Source organism: Pedobacter sp. Bi27 (assembly GCF_918698255.1).
GTDB lineage: Bacteria > Bacteroidota > Bacteroidia > Sphingobacteriales > Sphingobacteriaceae > Pedobacter.
In genome coordinates this window covers 13,190-36,329 of sequence record NZ_CAKKMW010000006.1, presented here as the reverse complement: position 1 = coordinate 36,329, position 23,140 = coordinate 13,190, and the positions used below count along the sequence as shown (strand labels likewise).

Sequence of the window (23,140 nt, the reverse complement as noted above, 5' to 3'; positions counted from 1 at the left end):
TTTTGTGGAAAGCTTAATAGAAGCTATTGGCTCTCTGCAGTCCCGCTCCCGCTTCTGCCGATGAAATATCGGCATCTCGCTTCGATCGGGTTTAGGTGGCTAAAACAGTGCTACTATCTGTGGTAAAATAAACCCGACCGACAGCGTTATCCCGATTTAAGTATTATTTTATTTATTGGTTTATCTATCGGGATTAAGCAAAGGGCGGGACGGGTTTAACCGAAGCACTACAGCCCTTGCTTTTCTAAAAAAGAACACATTTTAATCTATGGAAAAAGATTGCTTCGGCTCGCGCTTATCCTGCCTCGGCAATGAACTGACTAAAATAAACCGACCTAAAGAAATAACTTTAAAATTGGTGGTTGACTGCTTTCCAAAAAACTACTGACATAATTCAGACTTCTGCACCAAACCTCAGTCCATATAATTTGTTAGCATAATATTAACATTCATATCATGGAAAAAAGAATCTTAGGAAAAACCGATTTAAATATTGCACCCATTATATTTGGAGGAAACGTATTTGGCTGGACAATCGATGAGCAAAAATCGTTTGAAATATTAAACCAGTTTGTAGAAAATGGATTTAACTTTATCGATACTGCCGATGTATATTCGCGTTGGGCACCCGGAAATAAAGGTGGAGAATCAGAAACAATCATCGGCAATTGGCTTAAACAACACAACAAACGCCACGACGTAATTATTGCAACAAAGGTAGGTTCTGATATGGGCCAGGGTAAATCGTTAAAGAGAGATTATATTATAAACGAAGTAGAACATTCTTTAGCGCGACTTCAGACAGATTATATCGACCTCTATTTCTCTCATTACGATGATGAAAATACCCCAGTCGAAGAAACCTTAAGTGCTTACGAAACTTTAATTAAAGCAGGCAAAGTACGGTGGATCGGCGCATCAAACTTTTCTGCTGAGCGGTTAAAAGAATCTTTGATTTATGCTACTGAACACGGTCTGCCTCGTTACGAAGTTTACCAACCAGGATACAACCTCTATGATAGAGAAAACTTTGAACAGGAGCACGAAAAAATCTGTCTGGATTATGGCTTGGGCGTAGTAACCTATTATTCATTGGCCAGCGGATTTTTAACAGGAAAATACCGCAGCGAAGATGATTTAAATAAAAGCCAGCGTGGCGGCGGCGTTAAAAAATTTCTGAATGAACGTGGCTTTAAAATTTTAGCGGCATTGGATGAGGTTGCTGAAAAACACCATGTTGAGCCGGCTTCGGTAGCCCTAGCCTGGTTAATTTATCATCCCTCAATTACAGCGCCGATTGCAAGCGTTACGGATTTAAGCCAGTTGAAGTCTTTTACGGATGCAGCGAATTTGAAATTATCGCCAGAAGATATTTCACTTTTAGACAAAGCGAGTATCTATTAAAAATAATCTCTTATATTTAAATGCCCGATTGGTGAAACAATTAATCGGGCATTTTGTATTAAACAGGATTTAAAATTATATGAAAGACAAATTATCGTTCCTCCCCAAGCTTGCCTTGGTTCTTTTCTGTTTAATAAGCTTAACCTATATCGCCATTTTAGGGCAATCGTTGTTGGCACCGCTGCTTTTCTCTTTTTTAATGGCAATTTTATTGTTGCCCGTGGGCAATTTTTTAGAGCAGAAATTTAAGTTTAAACGAAGTTTATCCACGCTTGTTTCAGTAGTGCTAATGATCGCTGTAATTGGTGGAATTATATATTTTTTCGGCAATCAGTTGAGCGATTTATGGGCCGATTGGCCATTGTTAAAAGAGAAAGCCAATGTTTCGTACCACGAACTGCAGAAATGGATTTCGCATACCTTTGGTGTAAATTCGCAGAAACAACTCGATTATTTAAATGATAGTACCGAAAAAGCTTTGGCTACCAGTGCTGCAATTGTTGCTACAACCTTGGCCACACTATCTTCTACCCTATTATTTTTGGGTTTCACACTTTTGTTCACCTTCTTCATTTTAAATTACCGCCGTGTTTTATTCACTTTCTTAACGGCTGTTTTTAAAGAAGAACACAAAGAAAAAGTTTCTGAAATTGTTAGTCAGATTCAATATATCATTAAAAAATACATCATCGGTTTATTTCTGCAGATGCTTATTGTTACGGTATTAATGATTACCGTACTGAGCTTATTAGGTGTTAAATATGCGGTTCTGTTAGGCCTGGTGGCCGGTATTTTTAACGTGGTTCCTTATTTGGGGATATTTTTTGCGCTGTTAATAAGCTGCCTGATTACTTTTGCAACAGCAGGGGCAGGTAAAGTACTTCTGGTTTTGATTGTTTTTGTTGGCGTACATGCGATAGATGGAAATGTGCTAATGCCGCTGGTAGTGGGTTCGAAAGTAAAAATTAATGCACTCTTTGCCTTTATTGGTATTGTAGTTGGCGAAATGATCTGGGGGATATCGGGCATGTTTTTATGTATCCCTTATCTGGCCATATTAAAAATAATCTTCGATAGAGTGGATAATTTAAAACCTTGGGGCATTTTAATGGGAGAAGAGCATAAGCCCGACAAAAAGAAACGCGTTTACCGCATTACGAAAAAAATTAAATTAGAAGAAAAGGATTAGTATGGCCGAAAATAGATCGCCTCATATTTTAAGCACTTCTGCCAATCTGTTGGGCATCTGCTTTATTGTGCTTACTTCTTTAAAAAAACTCGCACTTACCGATGGTTCCATAATTGATGAATTTGCCGTAGCTGCCGTAATGTTTTTTATGACCAGCTGTATCTTATCTTTTATCTCTATGAGAAGAGAAAGAAACACAAGTCAAAAGTTAGAAAAAGTTGCCGATTTTGTCTTTCTATCAGGCTTGGTTATCTTATTCATAGCAACGATTTTAATAGCCTTTAATTTGATCAAGTAAGTAAAAATTATAATAAATGAAACCTTTATTTGTATTACTTATCGTTTATATCGCCCTATTAGCTTTTGGCGGCCATACCACATTTGATAAAGGAAATATTTTTGCAGGCAATATCGCCATGGGCGTGATGTTACTTTTTACCGCTATAGGGCATTTCAAGTTTAAAACCAGCATGGCTGCTATGGTTCCCCTGTTTATTCCTAAAAAAGTAGAAATTGTGCTTTTAACAGGTGTCTTGGAAATCTTATTTGCCATTGGCCTGGCTATTGAAAGCACCAGGTATTTTACCGGGATAGCCCTTATTATTTTTTACATTGCTATTTTACCTGCCAATATTTACGCTGCCAAACACCGCATCAATTACGAAGATTTGCATAAGCCAGGGCCGGGACCAAAATATTTATGGTTTAGAATACCCTTTCAGCTTTTCTTAATCGCTTGGGTTTGGTACTTTAGCGTTCGATAAATATAGCTCAACCATAAATATGCCTAACAATCCAATTCCTGCCAGTGCCAATAATCCAGCTGATGCTTTTACACGTTTACTCACTGTTTTAGATACGCTGCGTACACAATGTCCCTGGGATAAAAAACAGACCATGGAAACATTGCGCCATTTAACGATAGAGGAAACTTATGAGTTGAGCGATGCTATTTTAGAGGGCGATTTAGACGAAATTAAAAAGGAACTTGGCGATGTGATGATGCATTTGGTTTTTTATTCTAGAATTGCTTCCGAAACCAATGATTTTAATATTACAGATGTTTTAAACGGGGTTTGCGATAAACTGGTAAACCGACATCCACATATTTATGGCGATGTTGAGGTGCAGAACGAAGAAGATGTAAAACGCAACTGGGAGCAGATTAAACTCAAAGAAGGCAACAAATCGGTTCTGGCCGGTGTTCCATCTTCGTTACCAGCTTTGGTTAAGGCTGCCCGCATTCAGGAAAAGGCCCGCGGCGTAGGCTTCGATTGGGAAGATAAAAATCAGGTTTGGGAAAAAGTAGAAGAAGAATTACAGGAGTTTAAAACTGAATTTAACGTTGCCGATAATACGGCCATCGATATTGAAAAAGCAGAATCAGAATTTGGCGATGTACTTTTCTCTTTGATCAATTATGCACGTTTCATTAACATCAATCCTGAAAATGCATTGGAGAAAACCAATAAAAAATTTATCAAACGTTTTCAGTATCTCGAAACCAAAGCAAAAGAAGATGGAAAAGCCCTGGCTGATATGACACTAGCAGAGATGGATGTATATTGGAATGAGGCAAAGAAAATATAGCCATAAGGAGTAAAATCGCAAATTTTATATTAATTCTGCGAATGGAATCGCAAATTTTGTATGAATTTTGCGATTTCGTTCTTATTCATAAAATTCTCCATCCACATAATACCATTTCCCATCTTCTAACCTGAAATTCGATTTTTCATGCAATACTTCTGTTTGGAACTTTTTATTCAGATAATAGGCCTTAAACTCAACGACATCAAAATCAGAAAAAATAATTTCGAGTTTTAGCCATTTGGTGTTTTTTGCACTGCTTAGATAAGCATTTTTCGAATGCCCTTTTCTTTTACTGCTATGCATGGTGTCATAAAGATAAGCAGCATCAGCTACTACAAAAGCCGAATATCTGGAACGCATTAAGGCCTCTGCAGTTGATGCTACCTTCACTTTTAAATGATAAGGCTGGCAACAATGGCTAAACGCAGCTCCACTCCCGCAAGGACAGTTTATTAAATCCATAATTAAATTTACCACACAAAAGTATGATTTAATATTCCTGCTGCTAAAATTTCCGTAAAATTGCAGCTGAAAAATGAGGTATTTCTTTCACATTGCCTATCAAGGCCAGTACTTTAGTGGATGGCAAAAACAGCCTGGGGTAAAAAGCGTTCAGGAAGTTATTGAACAAACCCTATCGAAGATTCTAAAATCGCCGATTGCGATTAACGGCTGTGGGCGAACAGATGCGCATGTACATGCCAGTCAGTTTTTTTTTCATACCGATATTGAAAAAGAGATTGATTTCGATCTGCTTTACATCCTGAATAAAGCCTTACCTTATAATATCGCAGTATTCGACATTATTAAAATGGAGGGGAAACCGCATGCCCGGTTCGATGCTGTACAACGGAAATATGATTATTTTATCCATACCTATAAAGATCCTTTTTTAAGCACCCAAAGTTCCTTTTATCAATTAAACAATTTAGATTTTGATAAAATGAAAGCCGTTGTAAAATTATTACCCCAATACAAAGATTACAGGGCTTTTTGTACGCATCCTGATAAATATGAGCATACCATCTGCAATGTAATGGAAGCTGATTTATTTGTAAATCCAAAAGGCGACAGGCTCAGGTTTCATATTGCCAGCAACCGCTTTTTGGGCAAAATGATCCGCATTATTATGGGTAAAATGCTCATGGTTGGCAAAGGAGAACTCAGCTTTGATGAATTTGAAAGCGGACTGATTACCCTGCAATCCTCAAAACTATCATTGCCCGCTCACCCAACAGGCTTATACCTTTCGAAAGTCACTTATCCATATTTAAACCTCGAACCACGGACTGAATTTATCCATAATACACAAGGTATAGACTGGATTTCAATTTAATTGTAGCGTTTTCATTTTGAACTCCGTTTAAGGGGTATGAAAGTTCAAATCTGTATTTTCCTTTTTGCCCTGATCCTATCATTAGGCTGTAAAAAATCTACAACCGTGGATGTTTTATTGGATGGCAACTATACAGGTGTGTTGGTAATAACGAATAGTGCTAGGTCTGTGCCGATAACCAGACCAATTTCAATCTCGTTACAGGATGGAAAATTCATCATTACTCCAAGTAATGATGCTAACCTAAAACCATCGGGAGGTAAGGGAACCTATAATTTTAAGAACGGGATCGGATATTTTACCGATGAGGTCGTTTGGACAGCAGATTTTGATTGGAATATGATTTTAAACGGTGAATACGATATTAGAAGCAGCGGAGTAGATTTAACCCTTAGAAAAAGGTTTAAGCCTCAAACAGATCTTTCGCCGGCTACCTCTTATGCTACCGTAGATTATGAATACATTTTAAAAAGAAGCAATTAATCCTCATCTAAATGAAAAATTTAACATTCTTCTTTATTGTCTTATCTATTTTTGTTTTTGGATGTGAGAAAAAATCTGAAACAAAAACGACGAATTACGAATTTGAAATCAATACGTCAAAATCAATCGGTGCATCTACATTAGTATTAAAATCGATTAGCGATAGCCGTTGCCCAATAAATGCTGATTGTATTGGCGCTGGTGGTGCAAAAGCTTTTTTCAAATTAACATCTAATAACATTGATCAGGAAATTATCTTATGCAAAGGAGATTGTGGCACCTTAGCCGGTGTAGCAAACCTTAAAATTAACGGCATAGATTATTCACTCAAATTAATTGACATCACACCATACCCTCAGCTTCAGAAAAGTGATAACACACAAACTGTAAAAGTTGAGTTGACAAGAGCTTAAGTTTAGGTTTGCTTGGGCATCGGAAAATGATCTGTCCGGTGACCCAAGTTTTTTCCTTACTTAAATCTAATGGCTTTAAGCGGAGAAACCTTGCTGATCAATAGCGAAGGGATAATCAAGACCGTTAAACATACCACTACCGTAACGATATTAAGGAGCAGCACATCAATAAAATGAAATTCTATTGGTGCATAAGCTAAAAAGTAAGAGGCCTGGTTAAGCTTGAAAATGTGAGTTGCCTGCTGTAAAAAACCAAGTCCTAAGCCCAGAATATTCCCCAGTAATAAGCCAATACCAATTAAATAAGCCGCATTGTAAAGGAAAATTTTCATAATGCTCCAGTTGCTGGCCCCGAACGATTTTAGCATCCCGATCATATTTGTCTTCTCCAAAATCATAATTAACAGTGCCGTAACCATGTTAATTACACCTACAATTAACATCAGGATTAACAGCACATTGGTGTTCACATCAAGAAGACCTAACCAGGTAAATATATTAGGAAAATTTTCTTCGATAGAATACGAGCGCAAATTGCGTGGAAGCTTTTCATAAATATTATTGGCAATAGGCTTAAGTCTGTTAAAATCATTGATCCTAATTTCTATACCACCAATTTCGTTGGCCTCCCAGTTATTCAGGCGTTTAATGATATTCAGGTTGCCCAGCACAAAACCCTTATCTATATCTTCTACACCAATATCGTAAATGCCTACTATTTTAAATTTACGCGGTCGCAACTGGTTTTGAACAAAATACATGATAAAATCATCACCGGTTTTGAGTTTTAAACGATTAGCTGTATAATTCGAGATGAGCAGTTCTTGCATGGCAGCCGTACTGTCAGAAAAATCGATAATGGTTCCGCTGATAATATGCTGTTTAATGTAATCCCACTTATAGTTTTTGTCTATCCCTTTAAAATTAATGCCTTCAATTTCATTATTGGCCGAAAGGATAGCGGGTTTTGTAGCAAAAGGATAATAATATTCAATATCTGGATTGCTTTTGAGCATTTTTTTTGTTTCTCCATCTAGTACGAAGGGAGAATGCTCAAAAGAATTATTCAGATCGTAACGGGTAATCTGCACATCGCCCAAATAGCCCCTTACTTTATCCTGAATTTCAGTTTTAAAGCCTTTAATAATGGCTATAGAGAGAATCATAACAGCCAAACTCAACATCACGCCTGCTATTGCAATACGGACGATAAGTTTTGAAAAAGTACGCTCAGATTTAATGGCTATCCGCCCAGCTATGAAATATTCGAAATTCAATTTAATCAATTTGTATTAACAAAAATGCTCAATTCCTTTTTAAAAATGGCATTTTCGAAAATAAATAACCAACTTTAAACATCAATTTTTAAGTTGTAACAAGAAAATACCAATAGCATAATTGAAATATATTGTAAATTGTTTTGTTATAATACCGGAAGATTAGAATAATACTCAAAATGAAAAATTACATCAGCTTTGCTTTAACCAGTTTAATTGCATTATCGGCCTGCGGACAACCCAAACCACTTGAACAGGAAGTTCTTGGAAAGAAAAGCCCTGAAAACAGAAAACTGATGATCAGGAATGTTAAACTGCCATCGACAATTAAAACCGGTGCGGAACAGACCGAAAAATACCTCCCGCTTTTAAAAGGAAAACGTGTGGGTATGGTGGTTAACCCCACATCGATTATCGGTACACAGACTTCGGTTGATAGCCTGCTGAAACGAGGTGTTAAAATTCAGAAGATATTTGGTCCTGAGCACGGTTTTAGAGGCAATGCCAGCGCTGGTGTTACAGTTAATGATGATGTTGATACCAAAACAGGTATAAAAGCCATCTCGCTTTATGGCAAACACAGTACACCAACGGCTGAAGATTTAGCAGATATCGACATTATGGTGTTTGACATCCAAGATGTTGGTGTTCGTTTTTATACTTATATCAATACCTTACAGCACGTTATGGAAGCTTGTGCAGCAAACAATAAAACGTTGTTGATTTTAGATCGCCCCAATCCAAATGGTTATTTAATTGATGGGCCGATTTTAGACCCGAAATTTAAATCAGGCATTGGCGTGCAACCTATCCCTATTGCACATGGCTTGACGGTTGGCGAATATGCACAGATGTTAAATGGCGAAGGCTGGTTGAAAGATAAGGTGAAATGCAAGATTACGATTATCAAAAATGCCAATTACCATCATGATATGGAGTATATTTTACCAGTTAAACCCTCTCCTAACCTGAATACGCAGCAATCTATTTTACTTTACCCATCTACCTGCTTATTTGAGGGCACCTATCTAAACCACGGCCGCGGAACAATGTTTCCTTTTACTGTTGTTGGGGCACCCTACCTTAAAGGGAAATTCGATTTCAGTTTTACGCCGAAAAGTATAAAAGGAATGTCTGAAACACCATTGTTTCAGGATCAGGTTTGTTATGGCTTAGATTTAAGAACCTATGATACTTCGAAACTGGTAAAATCGAAACAGGTAAACATTAGCTGGTTAATTGAACTGTACAAGGCATCGCCAAGAAAAGAAGATTTCTTTAACACCAAGCTGAGTAAAGAAATGGGTACTATCGAAAGGTTAGTTGGTGTGGCAGATTTCAGACAACAGGTAATCGACGGAAAAAGTGAAGCAGAAATTAGGGCGAGCTGGGAACCAGGACTAAGTGCGTACAAAACCATGCGGAAGAAATATTTGCTATACAATTGATTATTGAATGATGGAATGATGGATTGAATGACTGAATGATTGGATTGCCCCTTGCAATTATTTTCAAACTTAACAGATAGCGATTTGTTATTATTAGATAATTGATAGGCAATGTGCTATTCAAAATTCATTCATCCAAACATTCACTAATTCAATCATTTTAGCTATGAGCGGTCCAAAAATTAAAAGTGATAAACCAGGAAGCAATTACCAGGAAGAAGTGCCCAAAGGCAGGGAGCCTGTTGACCATAAAACGGTGAGGCATAAAAACGACAGCACACCTAATAAAGCACCAAAAACGAATAACCCTGCTAAACAGCGCGAGCTTGAAGAGCAACCCGTTCATCCGATAAAAAAGGCCCCTAAAGAATAACTTTCAAAGGGCTATTGTAACTGGAGTATAGCTTAATACGGTCGTTTAAAACAGATTTTTCGAGCGGACCCGATAGCTATCGGGTCCGCTCGAAACGACGATTTTTTATATCAATTTGTCTATTTACTACTTGCTTTTAAAAACGACAATAAAACTTTCTCATCGTGTGCTAAACCTAATTTACCGGTTGTTTTGTTATTATTCATTTTTTTCATGTATTTACCAAGCTCATTGTTTTCGTAAGCGGTGAGCAATAACGGATATACATAAGAACTCTTGCAAACAGCCCTGGTATTGCCTAATTTTTTCGCTACACAATCTAAAACCGTTACAATTGTTTTTTTGGAGTTTAAGTTAAAACCCTCATCAGCGCTGCACTTCGAAAATTGGCGCAACGCTTCTAAAGTACCGCCCCAGGTTCTAAAATCCTTTGCCGTAAAATCATCGCCTGTAATTTCTTTAATGTAAGCGTTTATTTTGCCAGAATCGATACTTTTATGTTCTTTCCCGTTCGAATAAAACTGAAATAATTCCTGTCCGGGAATGTCCCTGCATTTCTTAACTAGTTTTGCCAGCGACCGATCATTTAACTCTACTTTTTGCCGAACACCTTTTTTCCCAACAAAATCCATGGTAATTTTACTTCCTTCGATCTTAACATGCTTATCGCGAAGGGTAGTTAAGCCAAAAGAGCCGTAAAGCTGTTTATAACTTTCGTTACCCACACGGATTAGTGTTTTTTGCAGTACATCTACAGAAATGGCCAATACTTTGCGTTCATCGAAATCTTTTCTGCGGAGGTCTTTTTCCAGGTTTTTCCGTGCATTGGGCAATGCTTTTCCAAATTCCAATAAACGGAAATATTTAGCCTCCGATCGGCGGCTGGTCCACTTTGCGTGGTATTTATATTGTTTCCTGCCTGCAGCATCAATACCCGTAACCTGTAAATATGCATTTGGCTTACTGGCAATCCACACATTTTGCCATGCGGGTGGGATAACTAAGGCCTTTATCCGGTCGAGGTGTTTCTCTTCGGTAATTTTGTTGCCCTCTTTATCTTCATAATAAAATTTACCAGGTTTTCCTTTACGGTAAATGCCAGGCATGGTATCAGTTACGTACACCAATCCACTTGCCTGAACAACATCTTTGCCTTGTACCATTTTTTGCCTTAAGTATGGGTTTATTTTTAGTTATTTTGCAAAACTTAAACGTGGGTAGCCACGTTATTTTTAGAAACACAACACTTTCTTTATGAAAATAGTTTTTATGGGTACGCCCGATTTTGCGGTAGCCTCTTTAGATGCCCTGGTACAAGCCAATTTCGATGTAGTTGCAGTAGTTACTGCACCAGATAAACCTGCAGGCCGTGGCCAAAAATTGAATGAAAGTGCAGTAAAAAAATATGCCGTAGAGAAAGGTATTCCTGTTTTACAGCCTGAAAAGTTAAAAAATCCTGAATTTATTGAAGAACTAAGATCTTACCATGCCGATTTACAAGTGGTAGTGGCTTTTAGGATGCTACCAGAGATAGTTTGGACTATGCCGGCTAAAGGAACCATCAATTTACATGGTTCGTTGTTACCGCAATACCGTGGTGCAGCCCCCATTAACCATGCTATTATAAATGGCGAGAAAGAAAGTGGTGTAACTACGTTTTTCCTTAAACAGGAAATTGATACCGGTGATATTATTCTTAGCGATAGTGTGCCCATTGCCGACGACGAAACTGCGGGTGAGTTGCATGATAAACTGATGGTTGTTGGCGCAAATCTTCTGGTAAAAACACTACGTGCTATCGAAGCCAATAATGTAACCGAACAGCCGCAACCGCAAAATGACGATTTAAAACATGCGCCGAAGATTTTTAAGGAAGATTGCAAAATCGACTGGAACAGCCCGGTGCAAACCATCCATAATTTAATCCGCGGTTTAAGCCCTTACCCAACTGCTTTTACCTTACTCAATGAGAAAAATTTAAAGGTATTTAAGGCCGAAATAGAAGATAAAGAGCCAGGTATAGTTGCTGGCGGTTTTTTAACCGATGGTAAAACTTATTTAAAATTTGCGGCGAAAGATGGGTTTATCAAGCTTCTAGACATCCAGTACGAAGGAAAAAAACGAATGCTGATCGAAGACTTTTTAAGGGGAATGCGGTTGTAATAATTAATACAGATCTCTCCATTCCGTTGCACTCCAGTCGGGATGACAACTGACAAAAGATACGTCATTTCGAGCGGAGTGCAACGAAGTCGAGAAATCTATTTAGCTGTATCGGATATGAATCAACTTCAAAGATCCCTCCATTCCGTTGCACTTCAGTCGGGATGACGATCGACTTAAGTTATTCTTTTTCGGAAAACATTTGCAGTAGCTTTTGGGTTATTTCAGCCCCCGCTCCCGCTTCTGCCAATTAGAAGGAAATTGGCATCCCGCTTTGATCGGGTTTAGGTGGCCACAGAAGTGCTGCTGTTTAGGGTTAAATAAACCCGACCGACAGCGTTATCCCGATTAAGAACTCTTTGTCTTGTGAAGCAAATTTATCGGGATTAAGCCAAGGGCGGGACCGGCCCTAACCGATTAGCACAGGTATTGCTTTCCAAAAAATTGAACAGTTTTTAAGGACATGATAGATGCTGAACTAAATCCGATAACTATCGGATCAGCATGACGACCAAGGTAAACCGTGCACTACAAATCGTGTGATAGCACTATAAATTATTCAATTTCTCAATCAAAAACTTCGATATCTCGTTAAAATAACGCTTCCTGCCGTAACCCATTACCCATTGAATGCCTTGTGTGGCGTTGGTAATAAACACTTCTTCGGCTTCTTTTAATATTTCGGGATTGATCTGCGCTTCGATTAAAGGCATATCGTTCATTTTGCACAACTGCATAATGGCTGTACGCATTACACCACTTATACAACCTTCAGCTAGCGACGGCGTATAAATCTGTTTGTTATATACGACAAAAACATTGGCACTGATACTTTCGCAAAGAAAACCATATTGGTTCAGGATCATTGCCTCATCCAAACGGTTTTGGCTTTTAAAAATTCCGGCCATGACATAAAGCAGCGCATTGGCTGTTTTAAAATTCGAGAGTTTATTAACCGGTTTAGTTATTTCTCCAAAAACATCGATGATTAAACCTTTGCTGTTCAACTCGTATGTGGATGCTTTTAAAGGAATACCTTCTAAAATGTAGCCTGCTTTATTAATTTCGGGTGTATAAACGCCAGCTCCACCCCTGTATACAGAAAGGCGAAAACGGACATTGCCATTCCACTTGTTCCTTTTGGCCAGATCGGCAGTTTTTTGGCGCAGAAAATAATCGTCCATTAAAGCATGACCGTCGATTTTAAGCGCTTTCATGCCAGCCGTTAATCTATCGGCATGTAAATCGGCAAATTGCAGCTTATTATTAATCATTCGCATGCTTTCGAACAGTCCATCGCCAAATTTAAAGCTTCTGTTCGAAGCCGTTAAAATCGGGGCATCTACCGCCTGAAATTCATCATTAAACAAAAGGTACTCCTGAAGCATATTTTATGATGTAGCGATATAATTTTCCCATTTGGTTAAGCCAGCTTTAAAATCGGGTGGCAATGGCGATTCAAAATACATATACTCTTTAGTAGTAGGGTGGATAAAACCCAAACTTTGCGCGTGTAAAGCCTGACGGGGCAGTAATTCAAAACAATTATCTACAAACTGTTTGTACTTATTAAACGTAGTCCCTTTTAAAATCTTATCACCACCATACATTGCATCGTTAAAAAGTGGATGACCAATATGTTGCATATGCGCCCTGATCTGGTGCGTACGACCCGTTTCTAACTCACAACTGATCAAAGTAACATAACCTAAACGCTTTAATACTTTATAGTGTGTTACAGACCATTTCCCTTTTTCTTCATCATCGTAAATATCCATCACACGGCGGTCTTTCACACTTCGGCCAATGTAACCGGTTACCGTTCCATCATTTTCGATATCGCCCCAAACCAGTGCAATATATCTACGAGTAATGCTGTGGTCGAAAAACTGACGTGCAAGGTGCGTAATCGACTTTTCATTTTTACTGATCAGCAATAAACCTGAGGTATCCTTATCAATGCGGTGCACCAAACCTGGTCGGCCATCATTGCCAGGTAACTGAGGCAGTTGCTCAAAATGGAATGCCAAAGCATTAACCAAAGTTCCGGTATAATTATTAAAACCAGGGTGTACAACCATTCCCGCAGCTTTATTTACGATCAAAAGATCACTATCCTCGTAAATGATATCAAGCGGTAAATCTTCAGGATAAACTTCGGTATCGCGTGGTGGGTGAGGTAAAACAATAGATATTTCATCATAAGGTTTAACCTTGTAACTCGCTTTTATCTGTTTCTGGTTAACCAATACATTACCTGCATCAATTGCATTTTGAATACGGTTTCGGGAGGCATTTTCTACACGCACCATCAAAAATTTATCAATACGAAGCAGCGATTGCCCCTTATCAACAATAATTTTTAAATGTTCATATAATTCCTGCTCTTCTGATTCCTGCAATTCGACCACATTTTCCATGGCGCAAAAATAAACTTTTAACTTCAAGAATTTTTCAATGATTGCAGTTTTCGAAAAAACAGCCTTATCTTTACTCACAATCAAAACTTTCTAAATTTTTTATATGAAAAAATGCTACGCTTTAAAGGCCCTGTGTGCCTTATTTTTATTGGTGATGGCTCAAAAAGCAAGTGCCCAACAAGATGTTGGAGACTTGTTTGTGGGCGGGCCAGCAGATGCGACCAAACTGGTTAATGCCTATTTTGATCCTTTGTACAAAGGTTTAGGTCTGGGTTTAACCGATGGGTGGTCTAACACTGCTCAATCAAAAGGTTTTTTAAAATTTGATGTCAGGGTTTCGGTCTCCGGGGCTTTTGTTCCACAATCGGCCAGAAGTTATGATGTAAATACCTTGGGCTTAAGTAATATCAAACCTGCACCTGGTGCATCATCGATAGGCCCTACTGCATTTGGCGATGACCATGAAGGTGGTAAAATGCAAATTTATACAAGCAGTGGCGTTCCTACAGGTAAATTTTTCAACTTACCTCAGGGAGTGGGGTTTCATGTAGTGCCTTCTGCGCAGATACAGGCCACTTTGGGTTTACCCAAAAACATTGATGTTACTTTGAGAGCAATGCCGAAGATTAAATTAGGTAACGACCTGGGAAGCTTATCGATGATCGGCTTCGGTGCAAAAGTTGAACTTTTACCCTTATTTATGGGTTCGACAACAGAAAAACTGATTCCTGTAGACATTGCCATTGCCGGTGGTTTTACGCAGTATAAATATAATTTGCCTTTGAATATCAATAATACTTCCAATTCAGATCAACGTATTGATGCTAAATTCAATGGCGTAAATTTTGATGCCATTGTTTCTAAGAAAATTATGTTTTTCACGCCTTTTGCCAGCATCGGTTACCAAACCTCGAACACCAATTTAAAAGCGCTTGGTACTTATAAATTTGAAGATGGTGCAAGCAATGCAACTTATGTAGATCCAATCTCGGTGAAACAAACCGATATTGACGGCGTAAGAGGTAGTTTAGGCTTTCAACTGAAATTTGGTTTCTTTAAATTTTACGGCTCATATACTCAGGCAAAATACAGTATGGTTAATGCAGGTATAGGCCTTGGCATCGGCAAATAATTAATTTTCGAATATAATAATGCTTAAAACACCTGAAATACTCAGGTGTTTTTTATTTTTACACGTGCTCGAAGAAATATATAGTCCAATACAAAAAATAGCTTTTTCTCCTTTAAACAACCTGTTTGTTAAAAGGGATGATCTTATCGATCCTTATATTTCCGGCAACAAATGGCGTAAGCTCAAATATATTTTAGCCAAGGCTAAAGCTGATCACAAAACGCATCTGGTCACTTTTGGCGGTGCTTATTCCAATCACCTTGTGGCAACTGCCGCCGCAGCATCAAGATCGGGCTTAACCGCTACTGCTTTTGTACGTGGAGAAGAAGTAAAAAATGAGATGTTGCTGTTGTGCAGTTTATTTGGAATGAAACTCATTTTTACCGACCGTGATAGTTATCGGGATAAACACCAATTGTTTGATCAATATTTTGCGTCTGATGCGCAAGCCTATTTTATAAACGAAGGGGGTGCATCACCTGAAGCCACTATTGGTTGTGCAGAGGTAATCAGCGAATTAACAGAACCATACGACCACATTTTTTGCGCTGCCGGAACAGGAACCACAGCTGCAGGTTTGTTGAGAGGAATTCAGCAACAACAGTTAAATACAAAGTTACATATCATCCCCGTTTTAAAGGGTGCTTCATTTATCAAAGCAGAAATAGCACATTATACCCCCATATCGAGCCACCTCGAACTTTATCTTGATTATCATTTTGGAGGTTATGCAAAAACCACCCCTGAACTGATCAGCTTTATCAAAACCTTTACTGCAAAAACCGGATTGTTACTAGACCCTGTTTATACGGCGAAAATGTTTTATGCCATTCAAGATCTGGAAAAACAAGGAATTATTGGTAAAGATGAAAAAGTATTGGCCATCCATACCGGAGGGCTAATGGGCATTTTTGGCATGAAGGATAAATTTTAATATTTCCTAAAACTTAATTAAGATATGCGGATAATCCACATGTAAAGATTCTCCCCTTCTAATTTTAATCTGAACTATCTTCTATTATTTCCGGATTGATGCTGATCCCTAAGCTTCGGGACCATGAAGTAGCATAAGATAAAACCCAGCTCAATTTGTCAGAATAAATCAATAATTCAAACAAAATTTAAAAGTAAACAAACGTTTACTTACTTTTGAATCATATTAATTAAACGAGTTATGCGGCCCAAAAATTTAGTCAAAGAAGAAGCCATCAGATCGATCGCCCTACAGATTATTTCTGAAGAAGGATTGGAAAACCTGAGTATGCAGAAACTGGCAAAAGCAGCCAATATATCGCCGCGTACCATTTATATCAAGTATGAAAATAAAGAAGATCTATTGATAAAACTTTTTATCGAAGAAGTATTGGGCAATTATGAAAAAGCGATATTGGAAAATTTTGATCCAAAAATGGCTTTTGCTGATGGTATGAAAAGGTTATGGCTAAATACCTTTCATTACCTTAAAAATAATAAACCTGCTTTCTCTTTAATCCGATATGGAAAATCTTCTCCTTTGCTGAATAAGGCTTTTCAAGAGAAAAACATACAACAAGGTGCATTTTTCGCACCCATTCATACCTTTTTAAAAACAAATGTTCAAACGGGATTGATTGCAGATTTACCTCATGATGTACTCAGCGCGCTCCTATTTTCGCCCATCCAAGATCTGGTAGCTGAATATTTAGACCATTTAAATCGGCCCTTACAAATTATTACTGAGGAAGTTATTTTAACCTCCTGCGAAATCGTAATTAAAGGCATCCTTAAATAAAAAATAATGAACAATATTAAAGATAAAAAAATCGCCATCATTGGTGCTGGCCCGGGAGGTTTAACCCTAGCCAGGCTTTTGCAAATGGATGGCTTCAAGGTAAAAGTTTACGAACGCGACACTGATGAAAATGCACGACCGAAAGGTGCTACATTAGACCTACATGAGGAATCTGGTTTAGCTGCCTTACGTAAAGCCAAACTCATGGATGCTTTTATAGCAAACTATCGTCCAGGTGCAGATCGTACACGTATTATTGATCAGCACGGCAATATCGTTTTTGAAGATAGCGACATACAAAACAGAGAAGCTTTCCGGCCTGAAATAGACCGCGGTCCATTACAAAAGATCCTTTTAGATTCGCTGGTAAAAGATACTGTAATTTGGGATAGCCATTTTGAAGCAGTAACCCCCAACGACGGTTCATGGCTGATCGGATTTAAAAATGGAACTTTAGCGCAGGCCGATATTGTAATTGCCGCAGACGGGGCTAATTCAAAAATCCGTCCATACATTACACCCATTAAACCTTTCTATTCGGGGATTAGCATTGTTGAAGGTGCCATTTATTCATCGGCAACTGCTTGTCCGAAAATGCATGCGCTTTTAAACGGCGGCAAAATATTCGCTATGGGTGATGAAAAATCACTGATCGTAAGTTCAAAAGGTGATGGCAGTTTGGTATTTTATACTGGTTGTCATACGCAAGAAAACTGGGCAAAAGCGTCGGGTATTGATTTTGCAAATAAAAACCAAGTGATCGACTGGTTCAAGAATGAATTCTCCACTTGGGACTCAATGTGGTTGGAATTATTTGAAAATGCATCAACAGCTTTTATTCCCCGGCCTCAATATTGCATGCCTTTAGATCAGCGCTGGGAAGCCGTCTCCAATTTAACCATGCTAGGCGACGCAGCCCATTTAATGCCTCCTTATGCTGGCGAGGGTGTAAATATGGCTATGCTCGATGCTTTAGAGCTAAGCCAATGCTTTAAGGACAACTGCTTTAATACACCTAAGGAAGCGATAGCAGCCTACGAAAAACAAATGCTAAAAAGAGCTTCGGAAACTGCAGATATTACAATGCAATCTACAATGGCACTTCATTCTACAGATGCAATTAGCTATATGCTCAACATTATGGGCCCTGAATAAAAAAAGGGCCCTCATCGCTGAGGAACCCCAATAAGATCTCTAAATCGTCCCGTTGATTTGATTCTTATGGTAAAAGTATCGCTACTTTCTTTCGAATGAAATAAAAATAGAGCAAGCCCGCTAAATAATAGATGAAGATGCACGATCTATACACATTGAACAATAAACCCTCCAAAACAACCGGCTTTTAGTTCTTTTTTACAGGTTCAATTAACTCATTTACAATTTTCCGGCGGCTTTCTTACCAGAAGCGCTGGAAAATTGGTTTTCCACAACCATGAAGTATCAATTTAGCTTTCCTGAATTTAATTCTAGTATTATTCTATCGATTAATCGTTTTCGCGCACTTTGTTCCAGATATCTCTGTAAAGTTCCTCATGGCGTTTAAATTGAAGATGCACATAAGGGCACAGTGGAATTACCTTCAGGTTATTTGTACGGACATAATTTACCATGGCATCCAGCAATAGTTTTGCGTAACCTTTGCCTTCTTTTTCGGGATCAATTTCGGTATGATAAACCGTTAAATTTTCTCCCTGAATATCAAAAACCATTTCTCCATATTTTTCTCCCTCATCATAAAGTTCGAATGCACTAGGTTCTTCTTTTTGGATATTTAATTTAACTTCTGCCATAATAATTAACTCGATATAATTTTAAAATTTGCTAATCAACTGATGCAGCAAATAGCTGCCAAATCAATTAAAGGTAACCAATATCTGCTGATTTATGTATAATCATAATTAACGGTTTTATGATCTACTCTTCTTTAGCGCTTTATTCTTCTTGCCCCAAGCACTTAATTGACAAAAAATCGGAAGAAACTCTAGTGCTATCGAAGTCAGTTCATATTCTACCCTCGGGGGAACCGCTGCATAAACGGTTCTTTTAACCAGTTCATCCTGTTCCAGTGCACGCAACTGTAAGGTTAGCATCCGTTCTGATATATATGGAAATTCCTTTTTCAGTTCGCTAAACCTCAGTTTTCGGTCTCCAAGTTTATCCAATATTACAATTTTCCATCTCCCTCCTATTTTGTTGGCCGCATAAGTCAGATCGCAATCCGTTATAAATTTTTCGTTGAGGGTATAAGTCGAATTTTCTTTTCGTGCCGTCATTACTTACAAATTTGTTTGTACCATACAAATGGTAGTACATGCTATAAAAATACGCGGTACAGGTTATTATTGCAAGGTCATTTTAATCACAAGAAAATATGGACTTATATTTAACCGGAAAAACGGCATTGGTAACCGGGGCCTCTAAAGGAATAGGTAGCGCAATAGCAAAAGAGTTGGCAAGGGAAGGTGTAAAAGTTTTTGTAACGGGCCGTAACCAGCAATCATTAGATAATCTTTCTAGTGAGATCGTTGCTGAAGGCAACCTTGCTCCTATTGTTTTTGCACAGGACTTGCTAGCACCTAACGCGCCTCACGAAATTGCTACTGCGGCCTTAGCTGCACTTGGCCATATCGACATCCTCATCAACAACGCGGGGCAAAGTCAGCCTGTAGATGTTGCAGGGCCAGAAGAACCTTGGACTAGATCGATGGCCTTAGATTTTGAGCGCCCCAGGTTGCTCACTCAAGCGCTATTGCCACATTTCATTGCCAGGAAAGAAGGTACAATACTCAATTTAACCAGTACTTACGAATTACGCTCGTTAAATGTTTCTGCTATTGCCAAGGCCGCAATGGCAATGTGGTCTAAACAGCTTGCAGGTCAATTGGGCAAATATGGAATCAGGGTGAACTGTTTACAGCCGGGACTTATTGATACTGAAAACATCCGGCCTTATTTCCCTGGCGATGAGCGCCGTAAGTATGCTGAAAGTGAAATACCTTTGCAAGATTTTGGTGAAGTGCAAGATATGGCGAACATGGCCGTTTTCCTGGTTTCTCCACGTGCTAAATATATAACAGGAACGGTTTCGGTGGTGGATGGTGGAGGAACGCGTTCGGCATTCTAATTTTTAATCGACAAAACAACTTAAACACTTATATTCAATATATTATAATCGAATCCTGATTTATGTATTTCAACCTACCGCAAGAGATAAATGATTTAAAGTATCAAAAAAGCACAAGCAATCAACTTGAGCTGTAATAGGAATAATTTTTACACAATTAACCTGTAACAGAATTTTATTCTAAATCAATCAGATAGTATATATATTAGTGCTTTAGATAAGTTTTTATACGTGAAGAAAGTTTCTCAACCTTAAAATATTTCAATGGAACCCCTTATTATCAGAAAAGCACCTTTAAACCTTTATGTTATATTAGTGCTGTCCATAATATCGGTACCCTTTTTTATTTATATATTTTATGGTGAATTTTCAATTGTAACAGTAGGCATGATAGCTGTTTTTAGTATATTCCCTATATGGCTTTTTATTTATGCACTTCGCGAGCTGATCAAAAAAACACCTCATATTACTTTTACGAAAGACGAACTAATCATTAAAGACCGTGATTTTTACAATTGGGAAAACATAGAGGGTTTTGCATTCAGCATAGAAGAAGTAGGACGTGATAATGCCGGGAGTATATATAAAAATTACATCACCCTATTATTAAAGGGTGGCACTTCTGCAAAAATTCCGGTATCACATCTTGACAGAAAGGCAGACGAAATTCTGTATTTACTTAATGAATATAAGCGGGAATCAGATGATGCAAAAAGGCCTTCTCAACAATAAAGCTAATATCTTCATTGCATGACATCATTTACTGGCTTACTATCCACAAACTGCTCAAAACTTATGATTTTACGGTCTTTCAGTTTCCATATGTGGGCCACTCTTGCCGTAAAAGGCTTATTTGTCTTTTTATAGGTACCAGAATAAGTTCCATACGCTACCACTTTGTCTTCATTGGCAACATAATCTTCAGGCGTAAATTTATAGTCAATCCATTCGCTTCCTAGTCTTGCAAAAACATTTTTTTTAATGTTTTCCAAGCCTATATAAGTTCCTGCGCACGGAAATCCTTCTGCTTCTGTCCAAGAGATATCTTCAGCAACATATTTTGCTAAGTTTCCCCCATTTTCTTCCGAAGTTTTTCCTTCATAGGTGCTTTTTATAATTTCTAGATTTGTCATTTTATTGGAATTTGAGAAACAGCTTGTCAGCAACATACCTGCGACCAACAAACTGGATGTAATTGTTTTCATTTCTTTTCTGCTGTGCTTTTGCAAAAAAACAATCCCAAGGAGAAATAATGATTTAAAAGTTTTTTTGTCTTTAAGATCGCCACGAATAAATTAACTTAAAATTTATTCCTGGCAATTTTAATTCTACCATTTCATTTCGCCGGTATTTACTTTTGCTCCAATCTGCAAGGCGGTTTCGAAAGTTAAGGTTGGATATTGTGCTTTAATTGCTTTGATCAACTCTTCAGAAGTTCTGTTGGTTTTTAAAGCCTCTTCATAAAACTGGATATAACTTTTGGTATGTTTTATTGCACTAACGTCAAATGGGCTTGCATTGTTGGCATGTGCAGGAATAACGATTGAAGGATTTAAGGCTTCGATTTTGTCTAAAACAGCAATCCAATTTTTACGGGCTTCCGGCGTTTGTGCATCTGCCATCCATAGGTTAAATGTAGTTCCGAAAATATTGATACCACCTATTACTGCTTTGATTGAAGGAACCCAAACAAATGTTTTTGCAGGAAATTCTTCCAAGCCAACAACTTCAAGTTTCTGACCTTCCAAATCAATGCTATTTCCCTTTATAACCTGTGGTAATACGACATTAGAAGTAATGGCCTTGCCTAATCTTTCCCCCCAAACATCCAGTTTTTTCTGTGCAGAGCCTTTGATAGCTTCCACAGTTGCCGGTGAGGCAAAAGCCGTTACTTCCGGGAAATATTTCTTAAAAACTTCCAATCCGAAGTAATAATCAGGATCGGCATGGGAAACATAAATTACAGTTAATTTTTTACCAGACTTTTTGATTTGGCTGGCAACCTTTTCGGCATCATCCAAAGTAAATTGTGCATCAATTAAAACGGCATCTGTTTTGCCCGAAATGATTACGGATGCCACGCCAAAAGCATTCTCTGATGCGTTATAAACTTCGAGTTTTAAATTAGCTGTTTCAATTGTTTTGAAACCTTGTGCATTTGCTTCCATTTTTAATAAGATTAGAATAGTTAGAAATAATGTTGAAATAATTGATTTCATGTCTTTATGTTATTTGATAACACAAAGATGCACAGGACACCAAGACAAAAAGATTGAACAAGTTCAATAAATACAGGTAAGCTAGCTACCGGTTACAATTTTCTTTCTGATCTTACTCAAAAATTCATGACTAATGCCTAAATAAGCTGCAATCTGAAGGTTGGTCAATCGTTGTTGGAGCTGCGGATATTTTTTAATAAAATCAAGATAGCGCTGGTCTGCAGTTTTACTCAAATTATCGATCATCCTCCTTTGTAGGGCAACATGGGTTTTTTGGGTCATTATCCTGAATAGTTTCTCAATTTGAGGAAGATTGATGTAAGCAAATTCTTTGTCCTTCTTAGAAATGAGCAGTACTTCACTATCTTCAAGAGCCTCTATATAGAGCTGGGAAGGCGTGTTATTGGTGAAACTATCAATATCGGTAATCCACCAGTTTTCAATGGCAAAATACAATATGTTTTCGAAACCATTTTGGTCGACATGATAGACGCGGAAAAGTCCTTTGATTACAAAACCTTCAAATTTACAGGTTTCACCCGCCTGCAGTAAAAAACGCTTTCTTTTAACCAATTGATGTTTGAACAGGTTACAGAATCTATCTCTTTCCTCTTCCGGAATAGTTACATGGTTGGAAATATGCTGATGGAGAAGTTCTTTCATAAGGTTTTACAATATCAGGCTTAAAACCCATAGATAGTTCATATTTATTTAGATTTAATTTGCGCTGTAGTAAGAATTTTCGAAAAAAGTTTTCCACATCTGTGAAGTCCAAAACGCGATTTTGTCTATAAT

General features: G+C 37.9%; 27 protein-coding genes. 17 read left to right on the top strand and 10 right to left on the bottom strand.

Annotation, left to right across the window (positions count from 1 at the left end; genetic code table 11):
• Positions 1–456: 456 nt before the first annotated feature.
• From LQ227_RS19395 to mazG, 5 genes are all read left to right on the top strand, one after another.
• Complete coding sequence (locus LQ227_RS19395) at positions 457–1,404, top strand: aldo/keto reductase (RefSeq protein ID WP_230144850.1); 948 nt, start codon at positions 457–459, stop codon at positions 1,402–1,404.
• 79 nt (positions 1,405–1,483) lie between these two features.
• On the top strand, positions 1,484–2,593 hold the full coding sequence (locus LQ227_RS19390; RefSeq protein ID WP_230144849.1) for an AI-2E family transporter: 1,110 nt from the start codon (positions 1,484–1,486) through the stop codon (positions 2,591–2,593).
• A 1-nt stretch (position 2,594) separates the two neighbouring features.
• Complete coding sequence (locus tag LQ227_RS19385; RefSeq protein ID WP_215130811.1) at positions 2,595–2,891, top strand: hypothetical protein; 297 nt, start codon at positions 2,595–2,597, stop codon at positions 2,889–2,891.
• Between the two features lie 16 nt (positions 2,892–2,907).
• Complete coding sequence (locus LQ227_RS19380) at positions 2,908–3,357, top strand: hypothetical protein (protein WP_230144848.1); 450 nt, start codon at positions 2,908–2,910, stop codon at positions 3,355–3,357.
• A 19-nt stretch (positions 3,358–3,376) separates the two neighbouring features.
• A complete protein-coding gene (mazG, locus tag LQ227_RS19375; RefSeq protein WP_230150613.1) occupies positions 3,377–4,183 on the top strand; it encodes a nucleoside triphosphate pyrophosphohydrolase in 807 nt (268 codons plus the stop codon).
• An 81-nt stretch (positions 4,184–4,264) separates the two neighbouring features.
• On the opposite strand, the gene LQ227_RS19370 is transcribed toward mazG, so the two are convergent.
• Positions 4,265–4,648 carry a YchJ family protein gene (locus LQ227_RS19370; protein ID WP_230144846.1) on the bottom strand — a complete coding sequence of 128 codons (384 nt, stop codon included), beginning with the start codon at positions 4,646–4,648 and terminating at the stop codon, positions 4,265–4,267.
• Positions 4,649–4,721: 73 nt separating this feature from the next.
• On the opposite strand from LQ227_RS19370, the gene LQ227_RS19365 reads away from it, so the two are divergent.
• Genes LQ227_RS19365 through LQ227_RS19355 form a run of 3 tightly spaced genes read left to right on the top strand, consistent with a single transcriptional unit; the run spans position 4,722 to position 6,418 of the window.
• Positions 4,722–5,522, top strand: coding sequence for a tRNA pseudouridine(38-40) synthase TruA (locus LQ227_RS19365; RefSeq protein WP_230150611.1), 801 nt, complete (start codon positions 4,722–4,724; stop codon positions 5,520–5,522).
• A gap of 36 nt (positions 5,523–5,558) precedes the next feature.
• Complete coding sequence (locus LQ227_RS19360) at positions 5,559–6,005, top strand: hypothetical protein (protein WP_230150609.1); 447 nt, start codon at positions 5,559–5,561, stop codon at positions 6,003–6,005.
• An 11-nt stretch (positions 6,006–6,016) separates the two neighbouring features.
• Positions 6,017–6,418, top strand: a complete 402-nt coding sequence (locus tag LQ227_RS19355; protein WP_230144843.1) for a hypothetical protein — start codon at positions 6,017–6,019, stop codon at positions 6,416–6,418.
• A gap of 56 nt (positions 6,419–6,474) precedes the next feature.
• On the opposite strand, the gene LQ227_RS19350 is transcribed toward LQ227_RS19355, so the two are convergent.
• The gene (locus LQ227_RS19350) at positions 6,475–7,695 is read right to left on the bottom strand and encodes an FtsX-like permease family protein (protein WP_230144842.1); all 1,221 of its coding nucleotides are present in this window, start codon (positions 7,693–7,695) and stop codon (positions 6,475–6,477) included.
• Between the two features lie 179 nt (positions 7,696–7,874).
• Between LQ227_RS19350 and LQ227_RS19345 the strand changes: the two genes are divergently transcribed.
• The gene (locus LQ227_RS19345; protein WP_230144841.1) at positions 7,875–9,143 is read left to right on the top strand and encodes an exo-beta-N-acetylmuramidase NamZ domain-containing protein; all 1,269 of its coding nucleotides are present in this window, start codon (positions 7,875–7,877) and stop codon (positions 9,141–9,143) included.
• Positions 9,144–9,309: 166 nt separating this feature from the next.
• Entirely contained in the window at positions 9,310–9,516 is a 207-nt protein-coding gene (locus LQ227_RS19340; protein ID WP_029279784.1) for a hypothetical protein, read from the top strand.
• A 119-nt stretch (positions 9,517–9,635) separates the two neighbouring features.
• Here LQ227_RS19340 and LQ227_RS19335 read toward each other — a convergent pair whose 3' ends face one another.
• Complete coding sequence (locus LQ227_RS19335) at positions 9,636–10,679, bottom strand: DNA topoisomerase IB (protein ID WP_230150607.1); 1,044 nt, start codon at positions 10,677–10,679, stop codon at positions 9,636–9,638.
• A gap of 91 nt (positions 10,680–10,770) precedes the next feature.
• On the opposite strand from LQ227_RS19335, the gene fmt reads away from it, so the two are divergent.
• A complete protein-coding gene (fmt, locus tag LQ227_RS19330; protein ID WP_230150605.1) occupies positions 10,771–11,679 on the top strand; it encodes a methionyl-tRNA formyltransferase in 909 nt (302 codons plus the stop codon).
• A 548-nt stretch (positions 11,680–12,227) separates the two neighbouring features.
• Here fmt and LQ227_RS19325 read toward each other — a convergent pair.
• Both LQ227_RS19325 and LQ227_RS19320 read right to left on the bottom strand, forming a co-directional pair.
• On the bottom strand, positions 12,228–13,067 hold the full coding sequence (locus LQ227_RS19325) for an aminotransferase class IV (RefSeq protein WP_230150603.1): 840 nt from the start codon (positions 13,065–13,067) through the stop codon (positions 12,228–12,230).
• A 3-nt stretch (positions 13,068–13,070) separates the two neighbouring features.
• The gene (locus LQ227_RS19320; RefSeq protein WP_230145367.1) at positions 13,071–14,099 is read right to left on the bottom strand and encodes an RluA family pseudouridine synthase; all 1,029 of its coding nucleotides are present in this window, start codon (positions 14,097–14,099) and stop codon (positions 13,071–13,073) included.
• A gap of 103 nt (positions 14,100–14,202) precedes the next feature.
• Here LQ227_RS19320 and LQ227_RS19315 point away from each other — a divergent pair, with 103 nt between their 5' ends.
• From LQ227_RS19315 to LQ227_RS19300, 4 genes are all read left to right on the top strand, one after another.
• Entirely contained in the window at positions 14,203–15,231 is a 1,029-nt protein-coding gene (locus tag LQ227_RS19315; RefSeq protein ID WP_230150601.1) for a DUF6588 family protein, read from the top strand.
• Between the two features lie 19 nt (positions 15,232–15,250).
• Positions 15,251–16,165 carry a 1-aminocyclopropane-1-carboxylate deaminase/D-cysteine desulfhydrase gene (locus LQ227_RS19310; RefSeq protein ID WP_230144836.1) on the top strand — a complete coding sequence of 305 codons (915 nt, stop codon included), beginning with the start codon at positions 15,251–15,253 and terminating at the stop codon, positions 16,163–16,165.
• A gap of 240 nt (positions 16,166–16,405) precedes the next feature.
• Complete coding sequence (locus LQ227_RS19305) at positions 16,406–17,002, top strand: TetR/AcrR family transcriptional regulator (protein WP_230144835.1); 597 nt, start codon at positions 16,406–16,408, stop codon at positions 17,000–17,002.
• Between the two features lie 6 nt (positions 17,003–17,008).
• Entirely contained in the window at positions 17,009–18,157 is a 1,149-nt protein-coding gene (locus LQ227_RS19300; protein WP_230150599.1) for an NAD(P)/FAD-dependent oxidoreductase, read from the top strand.
• Positions 18,158–18,486: 329 nt separating this feature from the next.
• On the opposite strand, the gene LQ227_RS19295 is transcribed toward LQ227_RS19300, so the two are convergent.
• Both LQ227_RS19295 and LQ227_RS19290 read right to left on the bottom strand, forming a co-directional pair.
• Complete coding sequence (locus tag LQ227_RS19295) at positions 18,487–18,792, bottom strand: GNAT family N-acetyltransferase (RefSeq protein ID WP_230144833.1); 306 nt, start codon at positions 18,790–18,792, stop codon at positions 18,487–18,489.
• A gap of 117 nt (positions 18,793–18,909) precedes the next feature.
• Positions 18,910–19,275, bottom strand: coding sequence for a helix-turn-helix domain-containing protein (locus LQ227_RS19290; protein ID WP_230144832.1), 366 nt, complete (start codon positions 19,273–19,275; stop codon positions 18,910–18,912).
• Positions 19,276–19,373: 98 nt separating this feature from the next.
• Between LQ227_RS19290 and LQ227_RS19285 the strand changes: the two genes are divergently transcribed.
• Positions 19,374–20,126: an SDR family NAD(P)-dependent oxidoreductase gene (locus LQ227_RS19285; protein ID WP_230144831.1), complete on the top strand. Its 753-nt coding sequence runs from the start codon at positions 19,374–19,376 to the stop codon at positions 20,124–20,126.
• A gap of 264 nt (positions 20,127–20,390) precedes the next feature.
• Positions 20,391–20,858 carry a hypothetical protein gene (locus LQ227_RS19280; RefSeq protein ID WP_230144830.1) on the top strand — a complete coding sequence of 156 codons (468 nt, stop codon included), beginning with the start codon at positions 20,391–20,393 and terminating at the stop codon, positions 20,856–20,858.
• An 11-nt stretch (positions 20,859–20,869) separates the two neighbouring features.
• Here LQ227_RS19280 and LQ227_RS19275 read toward each other — a convergent pair whose 3' ends face one another.
• The 3 genes from LQ227_RS19275 to LQ227_RS19265 all read right to left on the bottom strand — a co-directional run bounded on the left by LQ227_RS19275 (position 20,870) and on the right by LQ227_RS19265 (position 23,008).
• Complete coding sequence (locus LQ227_RS19275) at positions 20,870–21,331, bottom strand: nuclear transport factor 2 family protein (RefSeq protein ID WP_230150597.1); 462 nt, start codon at positions 21,329–21,331, stop codon at positions 20,870–20,872.
• A 123-nt stretch (positions 21,332–21,454) separates the two neighbouring features.
• Positions 21,455–22,345, bottom strand: a complete 891-nt coding sequence (locus LQ227_RS19270) for an MBL fold metallo-hydrolase (RefSeq protein ID WP_230150595.1) — start codon at positions 22,343–22,345, stop codon at positions 21,455–21,457.
• Between the two features lie 81 nt (positions 22,346–22,426).
• A complete protein-coding gene (locus tag LQ227_RS19265) occupies positions 22,427–23,008 on the bottom strand; it encodes a Crp/Fnr family transcriptional regulator (RefSeq protein ID WP_230150593.1) in 582 nt (193 codons plus the stop codon).
• Positions 23,009–23,140 lie beyond the last annotated feature (132 nt).

Excerpts from the sequence above, each read along its gene's own strand:
- LQ227_RS19395 (WP_230144850.1), top strand. The coding sequence starts at position 457 with ATGGAAAAAAGAATCTTAGGAAAAACCGATTTAAATATTGCACCCATT.
- LQ227_RS19390 (WP_230144849.1), top strand. The coding sequence starts at position 1,484 with ATGAAAGACAAATTATCGTTCCTCCCCAAGCTTGCCTTGGTTCTTTTC.
- LQ227_RS19385 (WP_215130811.1), top strand. The coding sequence starts at position 2,595 with ATGGCCGAAAATAGATCGCCTCATATTTTAAGCACTTCTGCCAATCTG.
- LQ227_RS19380 (WP_230144848.1), top strand. The coding sequence starts at position 2,908 with ATGAAACCTTTATTTGTATTACTTATCGTTTATATCGCCCTATTAGCT.
- mazG (WP_230150613.1), top strand. The coding sequence starts at position 3,377 with ATGCCTAACAATCCAATTCCTGCCAGTGCCAATAATCCAGCTGATGCT.
- LQ227_RS19370 (WP_230144846.1), bottom strand. The coding sequence starts at position 4,648 with ATGGATTTAATAAACTGTCCTTGCGGGAGTGGAGCTGCGTTTAGCCAT.
- LQ227_RS19365 (WP_230150611.1), top strand. The coding sequence starts at position 4,722 with ATGAGGTATTTCTTTCACATTGCCTATCAAGGCCAGTACTTTAGTGGA.
- LQ227_RS19360 (WP_230150609.1), top strand. The coding sequence starts at position 5,559 with ATGAAAGTTCAAATCTGTATTTTCCTTTTTGCCCTGATCCTATCATTA.
- LQ227_RS19355 (WP_230144843.1), top strand. The coding sequence starts at position 6,017 with ATGAAAAATTTAACATTCTTCTTTATTGTCTTATCTATTTTTGTTTTT.
- LQ227_RS19345 (WP_230144841.1), top strand. The coding sequence starts at position 7,875 with ATGAAAAATTACATCAGCTTTGCTTTAACCAGTTTAATTGCATTATCG.
- LQ227_RS19340 (WP_029279784.1), top strand. The coding sequence starts at position 9,310 with ATGAGCGGTCCAAAAATTAAAAGTGATAAACCAGGAAGCAATTACCAG.
- LQ227_RS19335 (WP_230150607.1), bottom strand. The coding sequence starts at position 10,679 with ATGGTACAAGGCAAAGATGTTGTTCAGGCAAGTGGATTGGTGTACGTA.
- fmt (WP_230150605.1), top strand. The coding sequence starts at position 10,771 with ATGAAAATAGTTTTTATGGGTACGCCCGATTTTGCGGTAGCCTCTTTA.
- LQ227_RS19325 (WP_230150603.1), bottom strand. The coding sequence starts at position 13,067 with ATGCTTCAGGAGTACCTTTTGTTTAATGATGAATTTCAGGCGGTAGAT.
- LQ227_RS19320 (WP_230145367.1), bottom strand. The coding sequence starts at position 14,099 with ATGGAAAATGTGGTCGAATTGCAGGAATCAGAAGAGCAGGAATTATAT.
- LQ227_RS19315 (WP_230150601.1), top strand. The coding sequence starts at position 14,203 with ATGAAAAAATGCTACGCTTTAAAGGCCCTGTGTGCCTTATTTTTATTG.
- LQ227_RS19310 (WP_230144836.1), top strand. The coding sequence starts at position 15,251 with ATGCTTAAAACACCTGAAATACTCAGGTGTTTTTTATTTTTACACGTG.
- LQ227_RS19305 (WP_230144835.1), top strand. The coding sequence starts at position 16,406 with ATGCGGCCCAAAAATTTAGTCAAAGAAGAAGCCATCAGATCGATCGCC.
- LQ227_RS19300 (WP_230150599.1), top strand. The coding sequence starts at position 17,009 with ATGAACAATATTAAAGATAAAAAAATCGCCATCATTGGTGCTGGCCCG.
- LQ227_RS19295 (WP_230144833.1), bottom strand. The coding sequence starts at position 18,792 with ATGGCAGAAGTTAAATTAAATATCCAAAAAGAAGAACCTAGTGCATTC.
- LQ227_RS19290 (WP_230144832.1), bottom strand. The coding sequence starts at position 19,275 with ATGACGGCACGAAAAGAAAATTCGACTTATACCCTCAACGAAAAATTT.
- LQ227_RS19285 (WP_230144831.1), top strand. The coding sequence starts at position 19,374 with ATGGACTTATATTTAACCGGAAAAACGGCATTGGTAACCGGGGCCTCT.
- LQ227_RS19280 (WP_230144830.1), top strand. The coding sequence starts at position 20,391 with ATGGAACCCCTTATTATCAGAAAAGCACCTTTAAACCTTTATGTTATA.
- LQ227_RS19275 (WP_230150597.1), bottom strand. The coding sequence starts at position 21,331 with ATGAAAACAATTACATCCAGTTTGTTGGTCGCAGGTATGTTGCTGACA.
- LQ227_RS19270 (WP_230150595.1), bottom strand. The coding sequence starts at position 22,345 with ATGAAATCAATTATTTCAACATTATTTCTAACTATTCTAATCTTATTA.
- LQ227_RS19265 (WP_230150593.1), bottom strand. The coding sequence starts at position 23,008 with ATGAAAGAACTTCTCCATCAGCATATTTCCAACCATGTAACTATTCCG.